General features: G+C 66.2%; 22 protein-coding genes and 3 pseudogenes. 14 read left to right on the plus strand and 11 right to left on the minus strand.

Annotated elements, in window-relative coordinates:
* The 3 genes and pseudogenes from BT98_RS0118890 to BT98_RS0118900 form a co-directional block, all read right to left on the minus strand.
* Positions 1-259: pseudogene (locus BT98_RS0118890) on the minus strand (IS6 family transposase); the annotation flags it as partial.
* A 77-nt stretch (positions 260-336) separates the two neighbouring features.
* On the minus strand, positions 337-669 hold the full coding sequence (locus BT98_RS0118895; RefSeq protein ID WP_237719429.1) for a type II toxin-antitoxin system PemK/MazF family toxin: 333 nt from the start codon (positions 667-669) through the stop codon (positions 337-339).
* Between the two features lie 31 nt (positions 670-700).
* Complete coding sequence (locus BT98_RS0118900) at positions 701-943, minus strand: hypothetical protein (protein WP_019463316.1); 243 nt, start codon at positions 941-943, stop codon at positions 701-703.
* 299 nt (positions 944-1242) lie between these two features.
* On the opposite strand from BT98_RS0118900, the pseudogene BT98_RS27355 reads away from it, so the two are divergent.
* Positions 1243-1392, plus strand: a pseudogene (locus BT98_RS27355) (IS256 family transposase); the annotation flags it as partial.
* Positions 1393-1458: 66 nt separating this feature from the next.
* On the opposite strand, the gene BT98_RS0118905 reads toward BT98_RS27355, so the two are convergent.
* The 4 genes from BT98_RS0118905 to BT98_RS0118920 form a co-directional block, all read right to left on the minus strand.
* Positions 1459-2175: an IS6 family transposase gene (locus BT98_RS0118905; protein WP_019463317.1), complete on the minus strand. Its 717-nt coding sequence runs from the start codon at positions 2173-2175 to the stop codon at positions 1459-1461.
* 9 nt (positions 2176-2184) lie between these two features.
* Positions 2185-2586, minus strand: coding sequence for a recombinase family protein (locus BT98_RS0118910; protein ID WP_019463318.1), 402 nt, complete (start codon positions 2584-2586; stop codon positions 2185-2187).
* A gap of 99 nt (positions 2587-2685) precedes the next feature.
* Positions 2686-3087 (minus strand): DUF2442 domain-containing protein, encoded by a 402-nt coding sequence (locus BT98_RS0118915; RefSeq protein ID WP_019463319.1) that lies wholly within the window; start codon positions 3085-3087, stop codon positions 2686-2688.
* Positions 3080-3337: a DUF4160 domain-containing protein gene (locus tag BT98_RS0118920; protein ID WP_237719430.1), complete on the minus strand. Its 258-nt coding sequence runs from the start codon at positions 3335-3337 to the stop codon at positions 3080-3082. The genes BT98_RS0118915 and BT98_RS0118920 overlap by 8 nt, the downstream gene beginning before the upstream one ends.
* 147 nt (positions 3338-3484) lie before the next feature.
* Between BT98_RS0118920 and recD2 the strand changes: the two genes are divergently transcribed.
* The 3 genes from recD2 (at position 3485) to BT98_RS26785 (ending at position 8297) form a co-directional block, all read left to right on the plus strand.
* Positions 3485-5683, plus strand: a complete 2199-nt coding sequence (recD2, locus tag BT98_RS0118925; RefSeq protein WP_019463321.1) for an SF1B family DNA helicase RecD2 — start codon at positions 3485-3487, stop codon at positions 5681-5683.
* A 207-nt stretch (positions 5684-5890) separates the two neighbouring features.
* Positions 5891-6538: a ParA family protein gene (locus tag BT98_RS26780; RefSeq protein ID WP_193009577.1), complete on the plus strand. Its 648-nt coding sequence runs from the start codon at positions 5891-5893 to the stop codon at positions 6536-6538.
* A gap of 847 nt (positions 6539-7385) precedes the next feature.
* Positions 7386-8297: a replication protein RepA gene (locus BT98_RS26785; protein WP_314209727.1), complete on the plus strand. Its 912-nt coding sequence runs from the start codon at positions 7386-7388 to the stop codon at positions 8295-8297.
* A gap of 448 nt (positions 8298-8745) precedes the next feature.
* Here the strand turns inward: BT98_RS26785 and BT98_RS28475 are convergent, their stop codons facing one another.
* Positions 8746-8871 (minus strand): hypothetical protein, encoded by a 126-nt coding sequence (locus tag BT98_RS28475; RefSeq protein ID WP_019463322.1) that lies wholly within the window; start codon positions 8869-8871, stop codon positions 8746-8748.
* A gap of 146 nt (positions 8872-9017) precedes the next feature.
* Here BT98_RS28475 and tnpA point away from each other — a divergent pair, with 146 nt between their 5' ends.
* From tnpA to BT98_RS0118965, 7 genes are all read left to right on the plus strand, one after another.
* Positions 9018-9386: an IS66-like element accessory protein TnpA gene (tnpA, locus tag BT98_RS0118935; protein WP_019463323.1), complete on the plus strand. Its 369-nt coding sequence runs from the start codon at positions 9018-9020 to the stop codon at positions 9384-9386.
* Complete coding sequence (gene tnpB, locus BT98_RS0118940) at positions 9383-9730, plus strand: IS66 family insertion sequence element accessory protein TnpB (RefSeq protein ID WP_019463324.1); 348 nt, start codon at positions 9383-9385, stop codon at positions 9728-9730. Before tnpA ends, tnpB begins: the two co-directional genes overlap by 4 nt.
* A 60-nt stretch (positions 9731-9790) precedes the next feature.
* Complete coding sequence (gene tnpC / locus BT98_RS0118945; RefSeq protein ID WP_115359427.1) at positions 9791-11383, plus strand: IS66 family transposase; 1593 nt, start codon at positions 9791-9793, stop codon at positions 11381-11383.
* Complete coding sequence (locus BT98_RS0118950) at positions 11380-11979, plus strand: plasmid pRiA4b ORF-3 family protein (RefSeq protein WP_019463326.1); 600 nt, start codon at positions 11380-11382, stop codon at positions 11977-11979. Before tnpC ends, BT98_RS0118950 begins: the two co-directional genes overlap by 4 nt.
* A 68-nt stretch (positions 11980-12047) precedes the next feature.
* Positions 12048-12407 carry a hypothetical protein gene (locus BT98_RS0118955; RefSeq protein ID WP_147292509.1) on the plus strand — a complete coding sequence of 120 codons (360 nt, stop codon included), beginning with the start codon at positions 12048-12050 and terminating at the stop codon, positions 12405-12407.
* A 126-nt stretch (positions 12408-12533) separates the two neighbouring features.
* The gene (locus BT98_RS0118960; protein ID WP_019463481.1) at positions 12534-12761 is read left to right on the plus strand and encodes an AbrB/MazE/SpoVT family DNA-binding domain-containing protein; all 228 of its coding nucleotides are present in this window, start codon (positions 12534-12536) and stop codon (positions 12759-12761) included.
* Positions 12758-13150, plus strand: coding sequence for a type II toxin-antitoxin system death-on-curing family toxin (locus tag BT98_RS0118965; protein ID WP_027297401.1), 393 nt, complete (start codon positions 12758-12760; stop codon positions 13148-13150). Before BT98_RS0118960 ends, BT98_RS0118965 begins: the two co-directional genes overlap by 4 nt.
* Positions 13151-13213: 63 nt before the next feature.
* Here BT98_RS0118965 and BT98_RS0118970 read toward each other — a convergent pair whose 3' ends face one another.
* On the minus strand, positions 13214-13570 hold the full coding sequence (locus BT98_RS0118970; protein ID WP_019463073.1) for a hypothetical protein: 357 nt from the start codon (positions 13568-13570) through the stop codon (positions 13214-13216).
* Between the two features lie 317 nt (positions 13571-13887).
* Between BT98_RS0118970 and istA the strand changes: the two genes are divergently transcribed.
* Complete coding sequence (gene istA / locus BT98_RS0118975; RefSeq protein WP_420892976.1) at positions 13888-15399, plus strand: IS21 family transposase; 1512 nt, start codon at positions 13888-13890, stop codon at positions 15397-15399.
* Complete coding sequence (istB, locus tag BT98_RS0118980) at positions 15396-16205, plus strand: IS21-like element helper ATPase IstB (protein ID WP_019463070.1); 810 nt, start codon at positions 15396-15398, stop codon at positions 16203-16205. The genes istA and istB overlap by 4 nt, the downstream gene beginning before the upstream one ends.
* On the opposite strand, the gene BT98_RS25105 is transcribed toward istB, so the two are convergent.
* Complete coding sequence (locus BT98_RS25105; protein ID WP_026033556.1) at positions 16197-16535, minus strand: hypothetical protein; 339 nt, start codon at positions 16533-16535, stop codon at positions 16197-16199. The genes istB and BT98_RS25105 overlap by 9 nt on opposite strands.
* Positions 16532-16714, minus strand: a complete 183-nt coding sequence (locus tag BT98_RS28215; RefSeq protein WP_239371244.1) for a hypothetical protein — start codon at positions 16712-16714, stop codon at positions 16532-16534. Before BT98_RS28215 ends, BT98_RS25105 begins: the two co-directional genes overlap by 4 nt.
* 20 nt (positions 16715-16734) lie before the next feature.
* On the opposite strand from BT98_RS28215, the pseudogene BT98_RS0118990 reads away from it, so the two are divergent.
* Positions 16735-16955, plus strand: a pseudogene (locus BT98_RS0118990) (IS21 family transposase); the annotation flags it as partial.

Raw genomic sequence — 16955 nt, forward strand, 5'->3', positions numbered from 1 at the left:
TGATCTTCAGGTAAACTTCATCCATGTGCCAGGTGTCGCCCGGTCTTGGCCGCCGCTTGCGCAGCTTGGCCGCGAACTCCGTGCCGAAGCGGAGGCACCAGCGACGGATACTCTCGTAGCTGACCACCACGCCCCGCTCGGCCAGGATCAGCTCGATGTCGCGTAGGCTCAGGCTGAACAGGTGGTAGAGCCAGACAGCATGCTGGATGACCTCGGCCGGGAAACGGTAGCCGGGGTAGGTGGTGGGCTCGGACGGCATGCCGCCAGCTTCGCCTGACGAGTTCGTTCCAGCCAGAGCTGGCCAACGTGACAATGCCGCCTGAGGGGATGAACGGGCTATCCTTCCACGCCGACCGCGAGCGCGACCTGCCGGCGGATGGCGGCCAGCTGCTCGGGCGTGATGTGCGACGCGGTCGCCCTCAGTCGCAGCTTGGAGGTGGTGGCGACCAGGTGCGATACCGCCCAGCATGGCTTGCTGCAGCCGTTCTCCGCTGTCGGCGCGATGGCTACCGCCAAGTCGGGAATGACCAACCCGTCGTCCTCGGTCAGCGGCACCAGGATGGCGTTCGGGTAGGACGGTGCGAACAGGCCGTCATCCTCCACCACCACGGCCGGGCGCCGCTTGTTCGGCTCCTTGGGCAGGGCGTCGCCGCGCCAGTCAGCCAGCACGATCTGTCCCGCCCTGAGGGCGAGGGGCGGGTCAGCCGGCATCGGCGCGCGGCGTGCCCCAGTCCTCGTAGAAGGCCCGCGCCTCGTCGGACGCGGCGACGCGGGTGCCGACCACCGCGCTGGCCTGCCGGATGCGGGCACGCCGCGTCGCGCGGGCCGCCTCGGTCGCGAGATCGCGCAGCAGGGTAGCCAAGCCGATGCCCCGCGATTGGGCCTGGGCCTCCAGCTCGGCCCGCACCTCGTCATCCAGGCGGATGGAGATCGGTACACCCATGATGAACCTCCGTAGCTCTTCACGCACTACATAATTGTAGTGCATACAAGTTGATCCGCAAGGGCGCATCCTGTTGCTTACGAGACGTGTGCGCGGAAGGGCTCGGAGAGCTCAGTTCTGCCATCTTTCGGGCCGCGGCAGGTCTTGGTAGCGCGAGATGGTGTGATCTCTGCCGTCGGTAACGCCGCGGAGGTGGTAGAAAATCCGGCGTTGGCCGGGATGTAGGGCTTGGGTGGCCATCGGACCTGGCGGCTAGCGTGGAGTTGCGACGCTCCCACCCCTGACCGGCCGAGGACCCGATGACCGAGGAGAGATTGCCACTGGCGGACCTGCTGGCGAAAGCAGGAGATGGTAACTTCCTGCGCAGTGTCGCGGAGGCGGTGCTGCAGATGCTGATGGAGGCCGACGTGGAAGGCCAGATCGGTGCCGGGCGGCACGAGCGCACCGGCGGGCACCGTCAACTTGCCGGCCTCGAGGCGACGAGGCTGATTGATCGACAACGGACTCCAGGGCGATCAAGCCCGTGCGGCGACCCCGCTGACCTCGGACCACACCTCGAACGCGCGCGCCCTTGCGGCACGATAGTCGCAGGCGGTGACGTGGTCCCGGCGAAGATGAAAGAGGTTGTTGATCCCGTCGTGGGCGGAAAGGAAGCGCTGCGCTTGGCCAGCAGACTTGAACCGCTTCATCCCTCGTTCTCGTCGTCGTGTCGGCTGATGCGAGTTCTCAGCACGGTTGTTCAGCCCCTTGTGCTGGCGGTGCTCGACGGAAGGCATCACCTCCTTCTTCGCGGCGCCGTAGCTTGCCAGCTTGTCGGTGATCATGACCCGTGGTGGCCGCATCTGCCGCTTCAGCAGCTTCCTGAGTAGCCGCTTGGCAGCTTGCTTATCTCGTCGGCTCTGCACCAGCACGTCGAGTACCATCCCGGCCTGATCGACGGCGCGCCAGAGCCAGTGCGTCACACCGTTGATCTTGAGGACGACCTCATCCAGGTGCCACTTGTCACCGGTGCGGGGCAGCCGGCAGCGGATCTGATTGGCGAAAGCCTGACCGAACTTGCGGCCCCATTGCCGCAGTGTTTCGTGGCTAACCACGATGCCGCGGAAGGCCAGCATCTCTTCCACCATCCGCAAGCTGAGTGGGAAGCGGAAGTAAAGCCACACCGCCTGGCTGATGATCTCGCCCGGAAAGCGATACCCGACGAAGCTGGGGCAGGCGGCGGAGGCGGTCATCCTACCCCACTACCGGTGGTAGGCAGCTCGGGCAAGCTTGCAGCCGGCCAACTTGACGATACCGTGCAGCATGAATGGGTCCACGTCAGCGCCGAGTTCGGCGACGAGGAACGGTACCCGCTGCACCATCAGCCCTGCAATAAAATGAACGTCGCGTGACAGCCGATCGAGCTTGGCAGCCAGCATAACGCTGCGTTGCCGCTTTGCGGCTGCCAGCGCCAGAACGAGCTGTGGCCGGCGATCAAGCGCGTCGCTCCCCTTTCCCGTTTCCACCTCGGTGAACGCCTCGACGATCTCAAGGCCGTTCTGGACGGCGAAAGTTGTGCACCGCTCTCGCTGGGCATTCAGTCCTAGCCCGGATCGACCCTGGCGTTCGGTGGACACGCGATAGTAGGCGACGACGGGCTGCATACCCGTTCATTTGTGGGCATTCGGAGCTTTGTAGCAAGAGGCCAAACGACCGTTTGGCCTTCTGACGCTATCAAGCCGATGGTCCTCGTCTGAAGAGCCTCATGCGGACTTCCGTGGCCGCCCTCCCCTGGCGCCGTTGGCTCGTGCCGCCGCTGCTTTCGCGGGCGACGTAGCCCGCCCGGCCTGACGGGCCATGAAGGCCCTGGTGCCGAACAGTCCCGCCAGGAGACCGGGGACCGAGAGGTCGGCATCGAGCGCCTCCCAGTGCAGGCCCGTGCCGGTTCCCAGCACCTCGACCTCGGCCAGCTGCTCGTCGGTTGCCCTCTCCAGCCCCTGCGCCAGGCGTGCCGGGAAGGCAAAGGTGCAGCCGTTGCTCAGTTCCACGATCACGCGCCCGGCCCGGCGGTCATAGCGTGCCGCAGTGGCCCTGGGCTCCGTCCGGCGCGCGGCCGCACCCCGGGCCAGCGCCTCGTCGATCTGCGTATCGGTCAGCTCAGCCATGGATTTCCCTCCAGCGCGCCAGCAGGACGGCCTGTTGCCCGGTAATGGCCTGCATGGTGCGGCGAACTTCGCCGCGGCTCATGCCCTCAGCCCAGACCAGCTCCGGAAGACCACCCCTGCCGATCAGGTTGATCTTGGCCTCACCGTCCCTGAAGACATGGACATGAGCAGGATCGTGATCGTTGGCATAGATGACCACGCGCAGGCCGTGGATACGTAGCACAGTCACCATGAGTACGGCATAACCCATCCTGATGGGTTACTCAAGCTTGTTGAGCCAGTCCACCGCCCGTGGATCGTCTGGCGCACCTCTGCCTTTACGCCCTCGGTGATCAGACAATCCTGGTGGAGACATGAGCCCGATGCGCCCGCGCTGCCGTTCGCCTATCTGAGGGCCATGCCCGGCATCCCGGCCCCCTCCCCTGCCCCGGCGGATCGCGGCCTGCCCACCGAGGCGCTGGCCGGGCTGGTGGAACGCGTCACCTACCACAGCGCCGAGAACGGCTTCTGCGTGCTGCGGGTCAAGGCGCGCGGCCACCGCGACCTGGTCACCGTGGTGGGCCACGCCGCCTCGATCTCGGCCGGCGAGTGGGTGCAGATGTCGGGCGCCTGGGTCAACGACCGCGCCCACGGCCTGCAGTTCAAGGCGGGCTTCCTCAAGGCCACCCAGCCCACGACGCGCGAGGGCATCGAGAAGTACCTGGGCTCGGGCATGATCCGCGGCATCGGTCCGGTCTACGCGGCCAGGCTGGTGGCGGCCTTCGGCGAGGCGGTGTTCGAGCTGATCGAGGCCGAGCCCGCCCGGCTGCGCGAGGTCACCGGCATCGGCCCCAGGCGGGCGGCGCGCATCGTCGCCGGCTGGGCCGGGCAGAAGGTGATCCGCGAGATCATGCTGTTCCTCCATGCCAACGGGGTGGGCACCTCGCGGGCGGTGCGGATCTACAAGACCTACGGGGCGCGGGCCGTGGAGGTGATCACGGAGAACCCCTACCGCCTGGCGCGCGACATCCGCGGCATCGGCTTCCGCACCGCCGATACCGTGGCGGGCAGGCTCGGCATCGAGCCCACGGCGATGATCCGGGTCCGCGCCGGGATCTCCTTCGCCCTGGCCGAGGCCACCGGTGAGGGGCACTGCGGCCTGCCGGTGGGCGAGCTGACCGCGCTCGCGGGCAAGCTGCTGGAAGTGCCGGCCGAACTGATCGAGGCGGCCCTGGCTCTCGAACTCGAGGCCGGCGAGGTGGTGGCCGACACGCTGGAGGGCGAGCCTTGCGTGTTCCTGGCCGGGCTGTACCGCGCCGAGCAGGCGATCGCCGGGCGGCTGCGGCGGCTGGCCACGGGGCGGCAGCCCTGGCCCGCCATCGATGCCGACCGGGCGATCCCCTGGGTGGAGGAGCGCACCGGCCTGGCGCTTGCGGCGAGCCAGCGCGAGGCGCTGCGGCTGGCGCTCTCGTCGAAGGTGCTGGTGATCACCGGCGGCCCGGGTGTGGGCAAGACCACGCTGGTGAACGCCATCCTGCGGGTGATCCGGGCCAGGGGGGTGGAGGTGGCGCTCTGCGCCCCGACGGGACGCGCGGCCAGGCGCCTGAGCGAGAGCACGGGGCTGGAGGCGCGGACCATCCACCGGCTGCTGGAGAGCGACCCGAAGACCGGTGGGTTCAAGCGCGACGAGACGAACCCGCTGGCCTGCCAGCTGCTGGTGGCCGACGAGACCTCGATGGTGGACGTGCCGCTGATGCGCGCCCTGCTGCGGGCGCTGCCCGACGAGGCGGCGCTGCTGCTGGTGGGCGACGTGGACCAGCTCCCCTCGGTGGGCCCCGGGCAGGTGCTGGCCGACGTCATCGGCTCGGGCGCCCTGCCGGTGGTGCGGCTGAGCGAGGTGTTCCGGCAGGCGGCCGAGAGCCGGATCGTGACCAGTGCCCACCGCATCAACCGCGGTCGGCTGCCGGAGCTCGAGGCGACGGCGGGCAGCGATTTCTTCTTCGTCGGGGCGGAGGAGCCGGAGGAGGGTGTGCGCAAGCTGCTCACCCTGGTGGGCGAGCGCATCCCGGCGCGCTTCGGGCTGGATCCGATCCGCGACGTGCAGGTGCTCTGCCCGATGAACCGGGGCGGGCTGGGGGCCCGGGCGCTGAACGCCGCGCTGCAGGCGGCGCTGAACCCACCGGGCGAGTTGCGGGTCGAGCGCTTCGGCTGGACCTTCGGACCCGGCGACAAGGTCATGCAGGTGGCCAACAGCTACGACCGGGAGGTGTTCAACGGCGACCTCGGGGTGATCACGGGGGTGGACCTGGAGGAGGGCGAACTCACGGTGGTCTTCGACGGGCGGGAGGTCGCCTACGGCTTCGGGGAGCTGGACGAGCTGGTGCTGGCCTACGCCACCACCATCCACAAGGCGCAGGGCTCGGAGTACCCGGCGGTGGTGATCCCGCTCAGCACGCAGCACTACGCCATGCTGGCGCGCAACCTGCTCTACACCGGCGTGACGCGGGGCCGGAAGCTGGTGGTGCTGCTCGGGCAGCGCCGGGCCCTGGCGATCGCCGTGCGCAACCAGGGCGCACGTCGGCGCTGGTCGAAGCTTCGGGAGTGGCTGGCTCTGTAGCTGGCATCCGCCAGCGCCTCTGCGTCTCCAGCACAATTTCTGAGGCTGCTTCATAGATAGCCGAACCTATTCAGACATCCACCGCATAAACGTACGTATGATCGGCAATACGTACGTTTGTAGGATAGTACGTTTGTGCGAGCGACATTGCGTATGGTAGACATGATGTACGAACGTATGATCGCTCGGACACGGAGACGTATGCGAATGACGGTCTTAACATTGGCTGGGTCAAAAGGAGGCTGCGGCAAGAGCACATTGGGTCGGGCTATGTCTGCTCTCCTAGCGCGTGAAGGAGCATCTTTCGCGGTGGTGGATGCGGACCCCAACAAGGCGCTTTCTCGATGGCTGACTGCCATTTACGAGGGACCGGAGATTACTCACTGCGCCGAGGCAAACGAGGACCGATTGGCACACTTAATTGCTGAGTTGCGCGACCAGCACGATTTAGTGCTCGTGGACACCGCCGGGTTTGAGAACCTTGGATCGTCGGTAGCAATTGCCTCGGCTGATGCGGTGCTCATCCCCTGCAAGGCTTCGGAAGCAGACCTCTACGAAGCCAGGACCACTGCCACAAAGGTCAAGTCACTTTCTGTTACTACTCGGCGGACAATCCCGGCTTGGGTAATTCTCAATTCCGTCCGAACTACGGCTGTAGCTGCTCATGCCGCTGAACAGATTAAGGAGGCAGGGCTAGAACGGCTCAGTGCTTCCCTTGGCCACCGAGCAGATTATGAGGCGGTAAGCCACACGGGGAAAATGCCGACTAGCGGTGCCGCCTTCCGTGAGGTCACGGATCTCATCGCAGAACTTCGAGCCAAAGATGCCATGCCCGCTGTCCGGGTGACCGCCTGATGGCCAAGCCCACATTTAAGAAGCTGCCCGAGGCAGAGCAAAGGATGCCTCCGACAGAGTTAGTGGCTGCAGTACGAGCAGAAGACCCGAGCGTTCCTCCAGCGCGTGTAGAAGTAGAGCACGACACTCAGACGGCAATACGTCATTTCAGCCATACGTATGATCGACATGGCGGGCAGACAATAGGTCAATCAGACGTCCAGCCATCCACGTCAATCTCGGGCACTCTTGCACCAAAGCGAGACGCTCCATCAGTAAATCAGCATGTCGACAATACGAAAAGACGTCCTGACGGCAATACGTCTGAACGATCAGATGTTCTGACCGCTCTGACTGTACGGTTGCGTCAGAGTACTCTCGATGCAGTGCTGGCATCCTCCGAAAAACGGGGAGTTACGCTCAAGCAGGTTCTGACACACGCCTTGCGGGATGCCGGGATAAAGGTGGCCGCAGCCGATCTCGAAGATCGAACCCCCCGACGTAAGGTTCGTGGCGGGTGACCAGCATGACACATGGGTGTGGACTCTTGCGAGCAATGTCCACTGTGGACTCTTGCGAGCAAAAGAGTAACCGAATCGGGCTCGTCTGGCTGAAGTGGAAACATTGCCAGCCGTCCTTCAGCTCACAAGGCAGCCGAGGACTCTTGCGAGTGGTCTGTGGACTCTTGCGATACGCCTAAACGTTGAATCAATGACTTCTGCCGGTTATCCCGTGGACTCTTGCGAACAAGCTAATAGTTAGAATCTCTAATAACCTCAAATAGCTTCGCTCGCAGGAGTCCACAGGCGACAGATCCAGTTGCCGTGGCATAAGGGGCTGAAGTCTGGGGAGATAGCCGGTGGGGACGGTGCATCGTCTGATCGAGACCCAGGGCAAGATGGCAGCCCTGGCAACCGACATCGACCGGCGCGTTGTGGAAGCCGCTTCGTCATACATGGCCGACGAGGATTCCAACGTTGGCTTCATCTACTCTGGCTGGACCCAAGCAGCGCTCCCGCACAAACGTCTCCCCGACGATGCCATTTGGAAGATCAGTTCCGAGCACGTAACCCTTCTGGTCGAACCAGGTCGGCGAACTGTGGACTCTTGCGAGGAAGCAGAGTGGGTAGGGGTGCCTTACGGGAGTCGCGCCCGTCTAATTTTACTCTTTCTTCAATCCGAAGCACTTCGGACTGGAGGGCGGGAAATCGAGCTTGGACGCAGCCTCCGCGCGTGGTTATCGCGTCTCGGCATTCCAATCGGTGGTAAGTCTTTTAAGGACGTTCGGGAACAGGCGGAACGGATCTCACGCTGCAGACTAACGTTCCACATTCGGACCGCTGGTCGGGCTGGTTTGGTCAACCAAAACATCGTGGATACAGCGATGTTCGTTGGAAGCGACGACACGTCTCAGGGATCACTTTTCACCGATACCGTTCGCCTCTCAGAGAGCTTTTTTGAGCAACTCCAGAAGCATCCTGTTCCGATCGAGGAAGCAGCAATCAAGGCTCTCTCCAACAATAGCATGGCATTGGATATCTACTGCTGGCTAACTTACCGCCTACATGTCCTGCAGAGTCCAAAGCCGATTTCCTGGAAAGCGCTACAAGGACAGTTTGGAGTTGGTTATAAAGGTCTCCACCACTTCAAGCCGCGGTTTCTAGAAAACCTTGGTCTTGCATGTGCAGTCTATCCAAGGGCAGAATTAGAAGTGGATGAACGCGGATTGACACTGAAACCGTCGAAATCACCGGTCATGCCTCGTCTGATTAAAGCGTAACCGGTACAACCCATTCAAAAGCACTTGAACGGCCAGAGAGGCAAGTGAGGCTGCTGGGCCTCGTCAATTGGTATGAGCGATATTTGTTGCTATTATGAAACATTCGTCTGTCTGAGGTGGGATGTACCACCTTAGATAGACATCCAGTCTAACCCATTGCTCGCGCCGGAATGGCCGGGACGATATCGGTCCTCGGGAAGTCATTGCCCTCGAAGAGCAGGGGCAGGTTCCAGCACTTGGCCAGGGCATAGGAAGCGCAGTCGCCAAGGTTGAGCGCGGCCGGGTGACGCCCCTTGCCATACGCCGGAACGCTTCCCGGGCTGTCTCCGCCTGCTCCCGGTCCTGTGCCACCACATGCATGCCGGCCCCGGCGATGATGTGCAGGAAGGCATCCGCGCCTCCGGTTCCCGCCGCAGGATGGCGATCAGCACCGAGCTGTCCACGGCAATCACACGGGCAGGCCGTCCTCGTCGTACAGATCCGCCTCGGTCAGCGGTTCTCCCTGATTCTGCAGCTTCGCCGCGCTGCGCAGGCTGATGGTAAGCGCTGTCTGAGAGCTCTTCTTCCCAGGCATACCGATGTCGTGCCGCCTTGCCGTCGGACGGGGAGCTTCGAGCGTACCCCTCCGCTGAGGGCCGCCTTCCGGCCTGGGGTTGAACCTGTCTTCTGATCTTATCGACGCTCGTAGGAGCGTTGTTAAGGACGGGGGCGGCTTGGGACATGGAGATCATCAGCGGCGTTGAGCGCCGGCGGCAATGGCGAGCGGCGGACAAGTTGCGGATCGTGGCGGAGGCTGAGCGTCCTGGCGCGTGTTTCGTCGAGGTAGCCCGCCGGCATGAGGTGAGCCGGAGCGTACTATGGGCTTGGCGCAAGCAGGCACGGCAAGGCGTGCTGGTGGCCGAGCCTGCGCCGATGTTCATGCCGCTGCAGGTGGCGACAGATCTGCCGACACCCACGTCCCGGGCCGAGGCTGCGCCGGCGGCCTCGCCCCGGATCGAGGTAGCCTTGCCGGACGGCACGGTGATCCGCGTCGACGAGGCGATCAGCACCGCCGCGTTGCGGCGTATCATGGCGGCGCTGCGCGGATGATCCCGGTTCCCTCCGGTGTCCGGGTCTGGCTGGCGGTGGGCCATACCGACATGCGGCGCGGCATGAATGGCCTGGCGCTGCAGGCACAGCAGGCGCTCGGGCGCGATCCGCATGCCGGTGATCTCTACGTTTTTCGGGGCCGTCGCGGCGACCTGGTTAAAATCGTCTGGCATGATGGGCTCGGCATGTCGCTCTACGCCAAGCGACTGGAACGAGGCCGATTCATCTGGCCCTCGCCCGCGGATGGCGCGGTGGCGATCTCGGGTGCGCAGCTGGCCTACATGCTCGACGGGATCGACTGGCGGAACCCACAACGGACATGGCGCCCGGAGGTCGCGGGATAAGGCAGATCGGCACGCATTTCGACTACCAGCCAGGCGCGGATCTGTGATTCCATCCACGGCGTGACACCCACGCCGGACGCCTTGCCCGATGATGTCGCCGCCCTGCGCGCCGCCCTTGCGGCCGAACAACTGGCGCGCCGCGAGGCCGAGGCGCGTGTCTCGGGCGCCGAGGCGATGGTGGCGCATCTCAAGCTGCTGATCGCCAAGCTCAAGCATGACCGGTTCGGCGCCTCCTCCGAGCGCGGCCGCAAGCTGCTCGACCAGCTGGAACTCGAGCTCGACGAGCTGGTCACGGCCGCCAGCGAGGACGCGGCCAAGGCCGGGAACGAGACCGGCAAGCAGGGGAGCGGCGATCGCGCCGGCCTCCCGCCGCGCCGCCAGCCCGTTCGCGCGCCCCTGCCTGCCCACCTGCCGCGCGAGCGGGTGGTGCTCCCGTCACCTACGGCCTGCCCCTGCTGCTGCGGCAAGCTGTCCAAGCTGGGTGAGGATGTCACGGAGACGCTCGAGGTGGTGCCCCGGAGCTGGAAGGTGATCCAGACCGTGCGGGAGCGGCTCAGTTGCCGCGCCTGCGAGACCATCACACAGCCACCGGCACCATTCCACCCCATCGCCCGCGGGCGGGCCGGGCCGAACCTGCTGGCGATGATCCTGGAGGCCAAGTTCGGCCAACACCTGCCGCTGAACCGCCAGAGCGAGACCTTTGCCCGCGAAGGGGTTGAACTGAGCGTCTCCACCGTGGCCGACTGGGTCGGCACCTGCACGGCCACGCTGGCGCCTCTGGTGGCGCGGATCGATGCCCATGTCCTGGCGGCGGAACGCCTGCATGGCGACGACACCACCGTCCCACTCATGGCCCGCGGCAAGACCGTCACGGCCCGCCTCTGGACCTATGTGCGCGACGACCGGCCCTTTGCCGGGCCGGCACCACCGGCGGCGATGTTCCGGTATTCGCGGGACCGCACAGCCGAGCACTCGAACCGGCACCTGGCCGGATACACGGGGATCCTGCAGGCGGACGCTTATGCCGGGTTCAACAATCTCTACGAAGCAGGACGCAAGCCCGGCCCGATCACCGAGGCAGCGTGCTGGGCCCATGGCCGGCGCAAACTGTTCAAGCTCGCCGAGGTCGCTCGCGCACCACTCGCGGCCGAGGCGGTGCGGCGGATCGACGCGATCTTTGATGCCGAGCGCGCCATCAACGGGCTGCCGGCCGAACAGCGCCTTGCCGTGCGTCGCGAGCACATCGCGCCTCTGGCGGCCGAGCTCGAGGTCTGGATGCGTGAGCAACGCGGCAAGCTGTCGCGGCATGCCGACCTCGCCAAGGCCATGGATTACATGCTCAAGCGCTGGGACGCGTTCACCCGGTTCCTGACCGATGGCCGGATCTGCTTGACGAATAATGCAGCCGAACGCGAGCTGCGCGGTGTGGCTCTGGGCCGAAAGGCATGGCTTTTTGCGGGAAGTGACCGCGGTGGCGAGCGGGCTGCCGCCATGTACTCCCTCGTCACCACGGCCAAGCTGAACGACGTCGACCCGCGTGCCTGGCTTGCCGATGTGCTGGCCAGGATCGCCGACCATCCCCTCTCGAAACTGGATGAGCTGATGCCCTGGAACTGGGCGCGGGAGATGCAGCGACGGAAGGTGGCGGCATGACCAGCAACAGCATTGCCCGTCTCAAGATCACCCTCGATGAGGTCAAGCCTGTGGTCCTGCGCCGGGTCGAGGTGCCGCTGACGATCCGTCTCGATCGCCTGCACCTCGTCCTCCAGGCCGCCATGGGCTGGACCAACAGCCATCTCTACGAAATCCGGGCCCGCGATGTGGGCTGGGGCATGCCCGACCCGGACTGGGGCGGAGGCCCTCTCGATGCGCGCAAGGCACGCCTCGTCGACGTCGTCGAGGACACCGGTGCGAAGACGCTGAAGTACCTCTACGACTTCGGTGATGGCTGGGAGCACACGGTCAAGATCGAGCGCATCACAGAGGCCGTGCCCGGCCTCACATACCCGCTCCTGATCGACGCGACCGGACGCTGCCCGCCCGAGGACGTTGGCGGCCCCTGGGGCTACGCCGAATTCCTCCAGGCCATCGCCGATCCAAAGCACGAGAACCATGCCGAGATGAGCGAGTGGGCCGGCGAGCCATTCGACCCAGCCAAGATCGACATCGACGAGCATGCGAAGGCCGTCGCGGACCTCGCCAAGGCATGGTCACGCAAACCAGCCGTCAAGCGTAAACCGGCAATCTGACCTACGGCCCTGACCGGCTGGATACCTTCGAGCCAACATTATGGTCGATGTTAGTGATGACGCGAGAGGTGAGCGAGCCGCTGCGGCAGGCCTCGCGGGTGGCGGGCCAGCGGGCGGCGCTGGACGGGGTGCTGGCGGGACTGCGCGGGCTGTCGCTGGTGCGGCAGGTGGCGCAGATCCACGGGCTGCGGCCGAACCTGGCGGTGACGGTGGCGCTGCTGCGCCGGGCGGTGTGGACGGCGGCCGGCGTATCCGGGGCCGACCTGGTGGCGCAGGCGGTGAGCGAGCAGGTGCTGGGCCGGATCCCGGTGCTGCAGCACATCGCCGCAGCCGTGCCGGGCAGCAGCGTCACGGCGCTGCGGCTGAGCCGGCTGGCCCATGTCACCGCCGAGGCCTGCTGCCCGCTCGCGGCGGAACGCGAGGGGTGAAGGCGTGGACATCGGGCGCCCCGGGCAGGGCCATGATGGCGGCCCGCGCGATCCGCAGGCGTCGATGACCCTTGAGGGGGCGGGGTACAAGCCCTAGTCTTACTGAACGTAAGACGGAGGCGCATCATGACCACGGTGACACTACGCCGGCAGGGCAACTCGGTCGGGGTGACGTTCCCGGCCGAGACGAGGATCCGCATGGGGCTGGAGGTCGGCCAGGACCTGACCCTGGTGGAACTGGCCGACGGGGTGAAGCTGGTGAAGCGCAACCTGAAGCTCGAGCGGCAGATGCAGCTGGCCCGCGAGGTCCTGCGCGAGCAGGCCGACGCGCTGCAGGAACTCGCCAGGCGTTGAGCGGCCCGGAGTTCCTGGAGGCCGATGTCGTGCTGTTCCTGCACGACCAGGCCTTGCGGGAGTATGGCGGGGTCCAGGGCGTCAAGGACGAGGGCATGCTGCACAGCGCGCTGGGCCGTCCCGGCAACAAGCTCGCCTATGCCGATGCCGGCGTCCCTGACCTGTTCGATCTGGCCGCGGCTTATGCTTACGGTCTCGCGGCCAACCATCCTTTCAACGATGGCAACAAGCGGACCGCCTGGGGCTGTTGCGTGCTCTTCCTCAAGGCCAACGGTGTCGAGATCGACGTCGCCGCGCCACGGGCCGTGGAGCGGATGCTGCGGCTGGTCGAAGGCGGGCTGGACGAAGCGGCCTTCGCGGCGTGGCTACGGGCCAGCCGGCGCGGCTGATGCCGGGGAGGGTCGGCCGGACGGTGTGATCTGGCCATCCGGACAGAACGGTGTGTGACGCGCTCAGGCGCTGCCCTGCCTCGCATCGAGGGCCTGCCCGATGGCCTCGCAGGCCCGGTTGCCGGCCTCGGCACTATCCGCCATCACGACGACCTTGCGGCCGGCCCGCACGACCGCGGCGAGGCTGGCCAGGACGTGCTCTGGAAGGGCAGCGCCCGGGACCAGGCCTTCGGGCAGGAGCCAGAGGCGGTCCCCCGGCTCGATCGTGTTTCCTGGTTCATCCAGGTTGTGCAGCACCGCCTGGAAGGCGCAGTCCGTGACCAGGCCGAGCGAGAAGGTGGGACCGCTGCCCGGGACCAGCCTGCCATCGCCGTCGTAGACGTCGCCGGCCGGGACGGCCGCTTCACCGGCTACCGGCATGCGAAGCGCACGATACGGTCGGAGATGGAACCGTCGACGAGGGGAGACATCCTGCCGGGATTGGGGGCCGGGCGCCTGGCCTCTTCCAGCGTGTCGCCCTCGCCGAGGTAGCGGAACAACCGCCGGTGCTGCGCGGCAATCAGGATGAGAACGGCCCGGCGATCAGGATGAGAATCGCCGCCGTGGTCCCGTAGGTCGGGCGTAGCCCGGCCGGGGGGACCACGGCGGTGAGGCGCGATCCTGACAAGGGTCTCGCCGTCTGGCGGTTACGGCCGGTCGGCACCGGAATGGCTTCCTTCTCCGGAGGGATCCGCCTGGTGCCCGGCCGCCACGTCACCGACCGCCAGATGAGGCTGTACATGAAGTTCCGCCGGACAGAGCCGGTGCCGATCGCCGCCGCCAAGGCCGGGTTCAGCACCGCGACCGCCTACCGCATCGAGCAAGATCCGCGTCCGCCATCGCTAAAGGCCCCGCCACGAGAACGCCGCCGACCTGACCCGTTGGCGGCGGTCTGGGACAGCGAGATCGTCCCCCTGCTGAGGTCCGCTCCCGGCCTGCGCCCGATCGCCATCTTCGAGGAGGTGCTGCGGCGCCATCCTGAGCTCGGCGCCGGGGTCCGCCGCACTCTGGAGCGGCGGATCCGGAGCTGGCGAGCGCTGCACGGCCCCGAGCAGGAGGTCATCTTTCGCCAAGTCCACGAACCCGGGCGGCTCGGCCTGTCCGACTTCACCGACATGGGTGAGCTCGCCGTCAGCACTGCCGGCGAGCCCCTTGAGCACCGGCTCTACCATTTCCGGCTGGCCTATTCGGGCTTTGAGCATGCCCATGTGGTGCTGGGCGGGGAGAGCTACGTCGCCCTGGCCGAGGGGCTGCAGGATGCCCTCTGGGCGCTCGGCGGCGTGCCGCACGAGCATCGCAGTGACAGCCTCTCGGCCGCGTTCCGCAACCTCGACCGTGATGCCAGGGAGGACCTGACCCGCCGCTACGAGGCGCTCTGTGCCCACTGCGGCATGGAGCCGAGCCGCAACAACCCCGGCCTGGCGCATGAGAACGGCAGCATTGAGGGCGCGCACGGCCATCTCAAGGCGGCCATCGCGGATGCCCTGCTGCTGCGCGGCTCGCGTGACTTCGCCGACCTCACCGCCTACCGACGCTTCGTCGACGAGGTGGTCGGCCGCCGCAACGCCCGGCTGGCGCCGCGCATCGAGCTCGAGCGCGCCGCGCTCCAGGACCTGCCACCGCGCCGAACCGCCGACCACGAGGAGGCAATCGTCGCTGTGACCTCCTCCAGCGGCTTCGTGCTACGCAAGGTGTTCTACAGCGTGCCCTCGCGTCTGATCGGCCACCGGCTGCGGGTCCGGCTCCATGACGACCGGCTCGAGGTCTATCTCGGCAGCTCCCATCAGCTCACGCTGCCTCGGGGGCGGCGGCAGCCCGACGGGCGGCACGGTCACGTGGTCGACTACCGCCACGTCATCCACTCGCTGCGGCGCAAGCCGATGGCGCTCCTCGGCCTGGTCTACCGCGACAGCCTGTTTCCGCGGCCGTCCTATGCGCGGGCATTCGAGGCCATGCTGGCCCGCCAGTCCGCTCGGCAGGCCTGTCGCACGATGGTGGAGATCCTCGCCCTTGCCCATGAGCGGGCCTGCGAGGCCGAGCTGGCCGACGTGCTTAATGCCCTGCTCGAGGCAGGCAACCTGCCCGACATGGCGGAGCTGCGGGCCCGGTTCAGGCCCGATGCCGCAGCCTTACCCGGGGTCGTCGTCGCCCATCCCGCGCTCGGCGCCTATGAGGAGATTGGTACCGTGCGCCAGGGAGACGCCGCATGAGCGCCGCCGACCCGATCGACGCCGGCCGCCTGTCGCTGGCCCTCAACGATCTCCGCCTGCCGGCCATCAAGCTGATCTGGCCCGACTTCGCCGCACGGGCCGACAAGGAGGGGTGGCCAGCCGCCCGCTTACTCGCCACCCTGGTCGAGCACGAACTGGCCGAGCGCGCCAACCGCCGTATTCAGCGCCATCTTGAGGAGGCCCGTCTGCCGCCAGGCAAGACGCTCGACAACTTCGACTTCGAGGCCATCCCCATGCTCAGCAAGGCACAGGTCATGGCCCTCGCAGCAGGCGACAGCTGGCTGGAGAAGGGCGCCAACTTGCTGGCTTTCGGCCCGCCAGGCACCGGGAAGTCGCATCTCGCGGCTGCCCTCGGCCTTGCCCTGGTCGAAAATGGATGGCGGGTGCTGTTCACCCGCACCACCGACCTCGTCCAGAAGCTGCAGGCCGCCCGGCGCGACCTTCAACTCGAGGCCGCCATTACCAAGCTCGATAAATACCACCTCCTGATCCTTGATGACATCGCCTACGTCACCAAGGATCAGGCAGAAACCAGTGTCATCTTCGAGCTCATCGCCGCCCGCTACGAGCGCCGATCGCTGTTCATCACCTCAAACCAGCCCTTCGGGGAATGGAACAGGATCTTCCCGGATCAGGTCATGGCGCTCGCAGCGGTGGACCGCCTCGTCCACCACGCCACGATTTTCGAGATGAATGTTGAAAGCTACCGCAGACGCGCCGCCGTCGAGCGCAAACGAGGACCAGGCCGCCCACCAACACGCGCGACAATCAACACCTCATCCTGATTGTCGCGCCGTCCCGGAAATCTCTTGCGCCCGTGTCGCTCCGCGGCAATCATCCAGCCGCCGCGACCACAGACTCTCATCCTGATTGTCGCGCTGCTCGCATCCAGATTGTCGCGCCATACGCCGGCGGCAATCGACCTCACGCCGGGCGAAGGACGTACCGGAGGGGCCCTGGCGGCGCGTGGTGATCTCGACCAGGCCATCGTCGCGCCTGACCTTGCCGACCAGTTCGTAGTGAGCCCGGGGATCGGATGGGACGGCGATGGTCTGCGCCATGGCAGTGCCCGCCTGGGTCAGGAGCAGGCTGAAGGCAACGATCCAGGCCTTCACGAGGATTGCTTCCGCAGGCGCACCCCGGCGCCTCCTCCGTTCTCCGGGATGAATTCCACTCCTGCCGCTTCCAGAGCGGCACGAATGTGGATCGGCATGGAATAGGAACCCTGTTGGAGGGGTGATCGGCGTCCAAACGGGACCCCACTGACGGCGGGGTTCACAGTGGTTTCCGGGATGATCGGGAGCCAGTGCTGGGATGCTGGTCGTGGAGACAGTGGCAAAGATCCGGCGCCTGCACCGGGTGCAGGGCAAGTCGATCAAGGCGATCTGTCGTGAGCTCGGGATTTCGCGAAAGGTGGTCCGGAAGGTTCTGCGGTCCGGGGAGACGGAATTCCGCTACAGCCGGGCGCGGCAGCCGCAGCCCAAGCTGGGGCCGTGGCAGGCCGAGCTGGAGCGCCTGCTGGAGGCGAACGAGGC

It is taken from the genome of Roseomonas mucosa ATCC BAA-692 (assembly GCF_000622225.1).
GTDB classification, from domain to species: domain Bacteria; phylum Pseudomonadota; class Alphaproteobacteria; order Acetobacterales; family Acetobacteraceae; genus Roseomonas; species Roseomonas mucosa.

Bases quoted from the DNA above. Each gene is read 5' to 3' on its own strand.
- BT98_RS0118900 (WP_019463316.1), bottom strand. From the start codon at position 943: ATGGGTGTACCGATCTCCATCCGCCTGGATGACGAGGTGCGGGCCGAG.
- BT98_RS0118905 (WP_019463317.1), bottom strand. From the start codon at position 2,175: ATGACCGCCTCCGCCGCCTGCCCCAGCTTCGTCGGGTATCGCTTTCCG.
- BT98_RS0118910 (WP_019463318.1), bottom strand. From the start codon at position 2,586: ATGCAGCCCGTCGTCGCCTACTATCGCGTGTCCACCGAACGCCAGGGT.
- BT98_RS0118915 (WP_019463319.1), bottom strand. From the start codon at position 3,087: ATGGCTGAGCTGACCGATACGCAGATCGACGAGGCGCTGGCCCGGGGT.
- BT98_RS0118920 (WP_237719430.1), bottom strand. From the start codon at position 3,337: ATGGGTTATGCCGTACTCATGGTGACTGTGCTACGTATCCACGGCCTG.
- recD2 (WP_019463321.1), top strand. From the start codon at position 3,485: ATGCCCGGCATCCCGGCCCCCTCCCCTGCCCCGGCGGATCGCGGCCTG.
- BT98_RS26780 (WP_193009577.1), top strand. From the start codon at position 5,891: ATGACGGTCTTAACATTGGCTGGGTCAAAAGGAGGCTGCGGCAAGAGC.
- BT98_RS28475 (WP_019463322.1), bottom strand. From the start codon at position 8,871: ATGCCTGGGAAGAAGAGCTCTCAGACAGCGCTTACCATCAGCCTGCGC.
- tnpA (WP_019463323.1), top strand. From the start codon at position 9,018: ATGGAGATCATCAGCGGCGTTGAGCGCCGGCGGCAATGGCGAGCGGCG.
- tnpB (WP_019463324.1), top strand. From the start codon at position 9,383: ATGATCCCGGTTCCCTCCGGTGTCCGGGTCTGGCTGGCGGTGGGCCAT.
- BT98_RS0118950 (WP_019463326.1), top strand. From the start codon at position 11,380: ATGACCAGCAACAGCATTGCCCGTCTCAAGATCACCCTCGATGAGGTC.
- BT98_RS0118960 (WP_019463481.1), top strand. From the start codon at position 12,534: ATGACCACGGTGACACTACGCCGGCAGGGCAACTCGGTCGGGGTGACG.
- BT98_RS0118970 (WP_019463073.1), bottom strand. From the start codon at position 13,570: ATGCCGGTAGCCGGTGAAGCGGCCGTCCCGGCCGGCGACGTCTACGAC.
- istB (WP_019463070.1), top strand. From the start codon at position 15,396: ATGAGCGCCGCCGACCCGATCGACGCCGGCCGCCTGTCGCTGGCCCTC.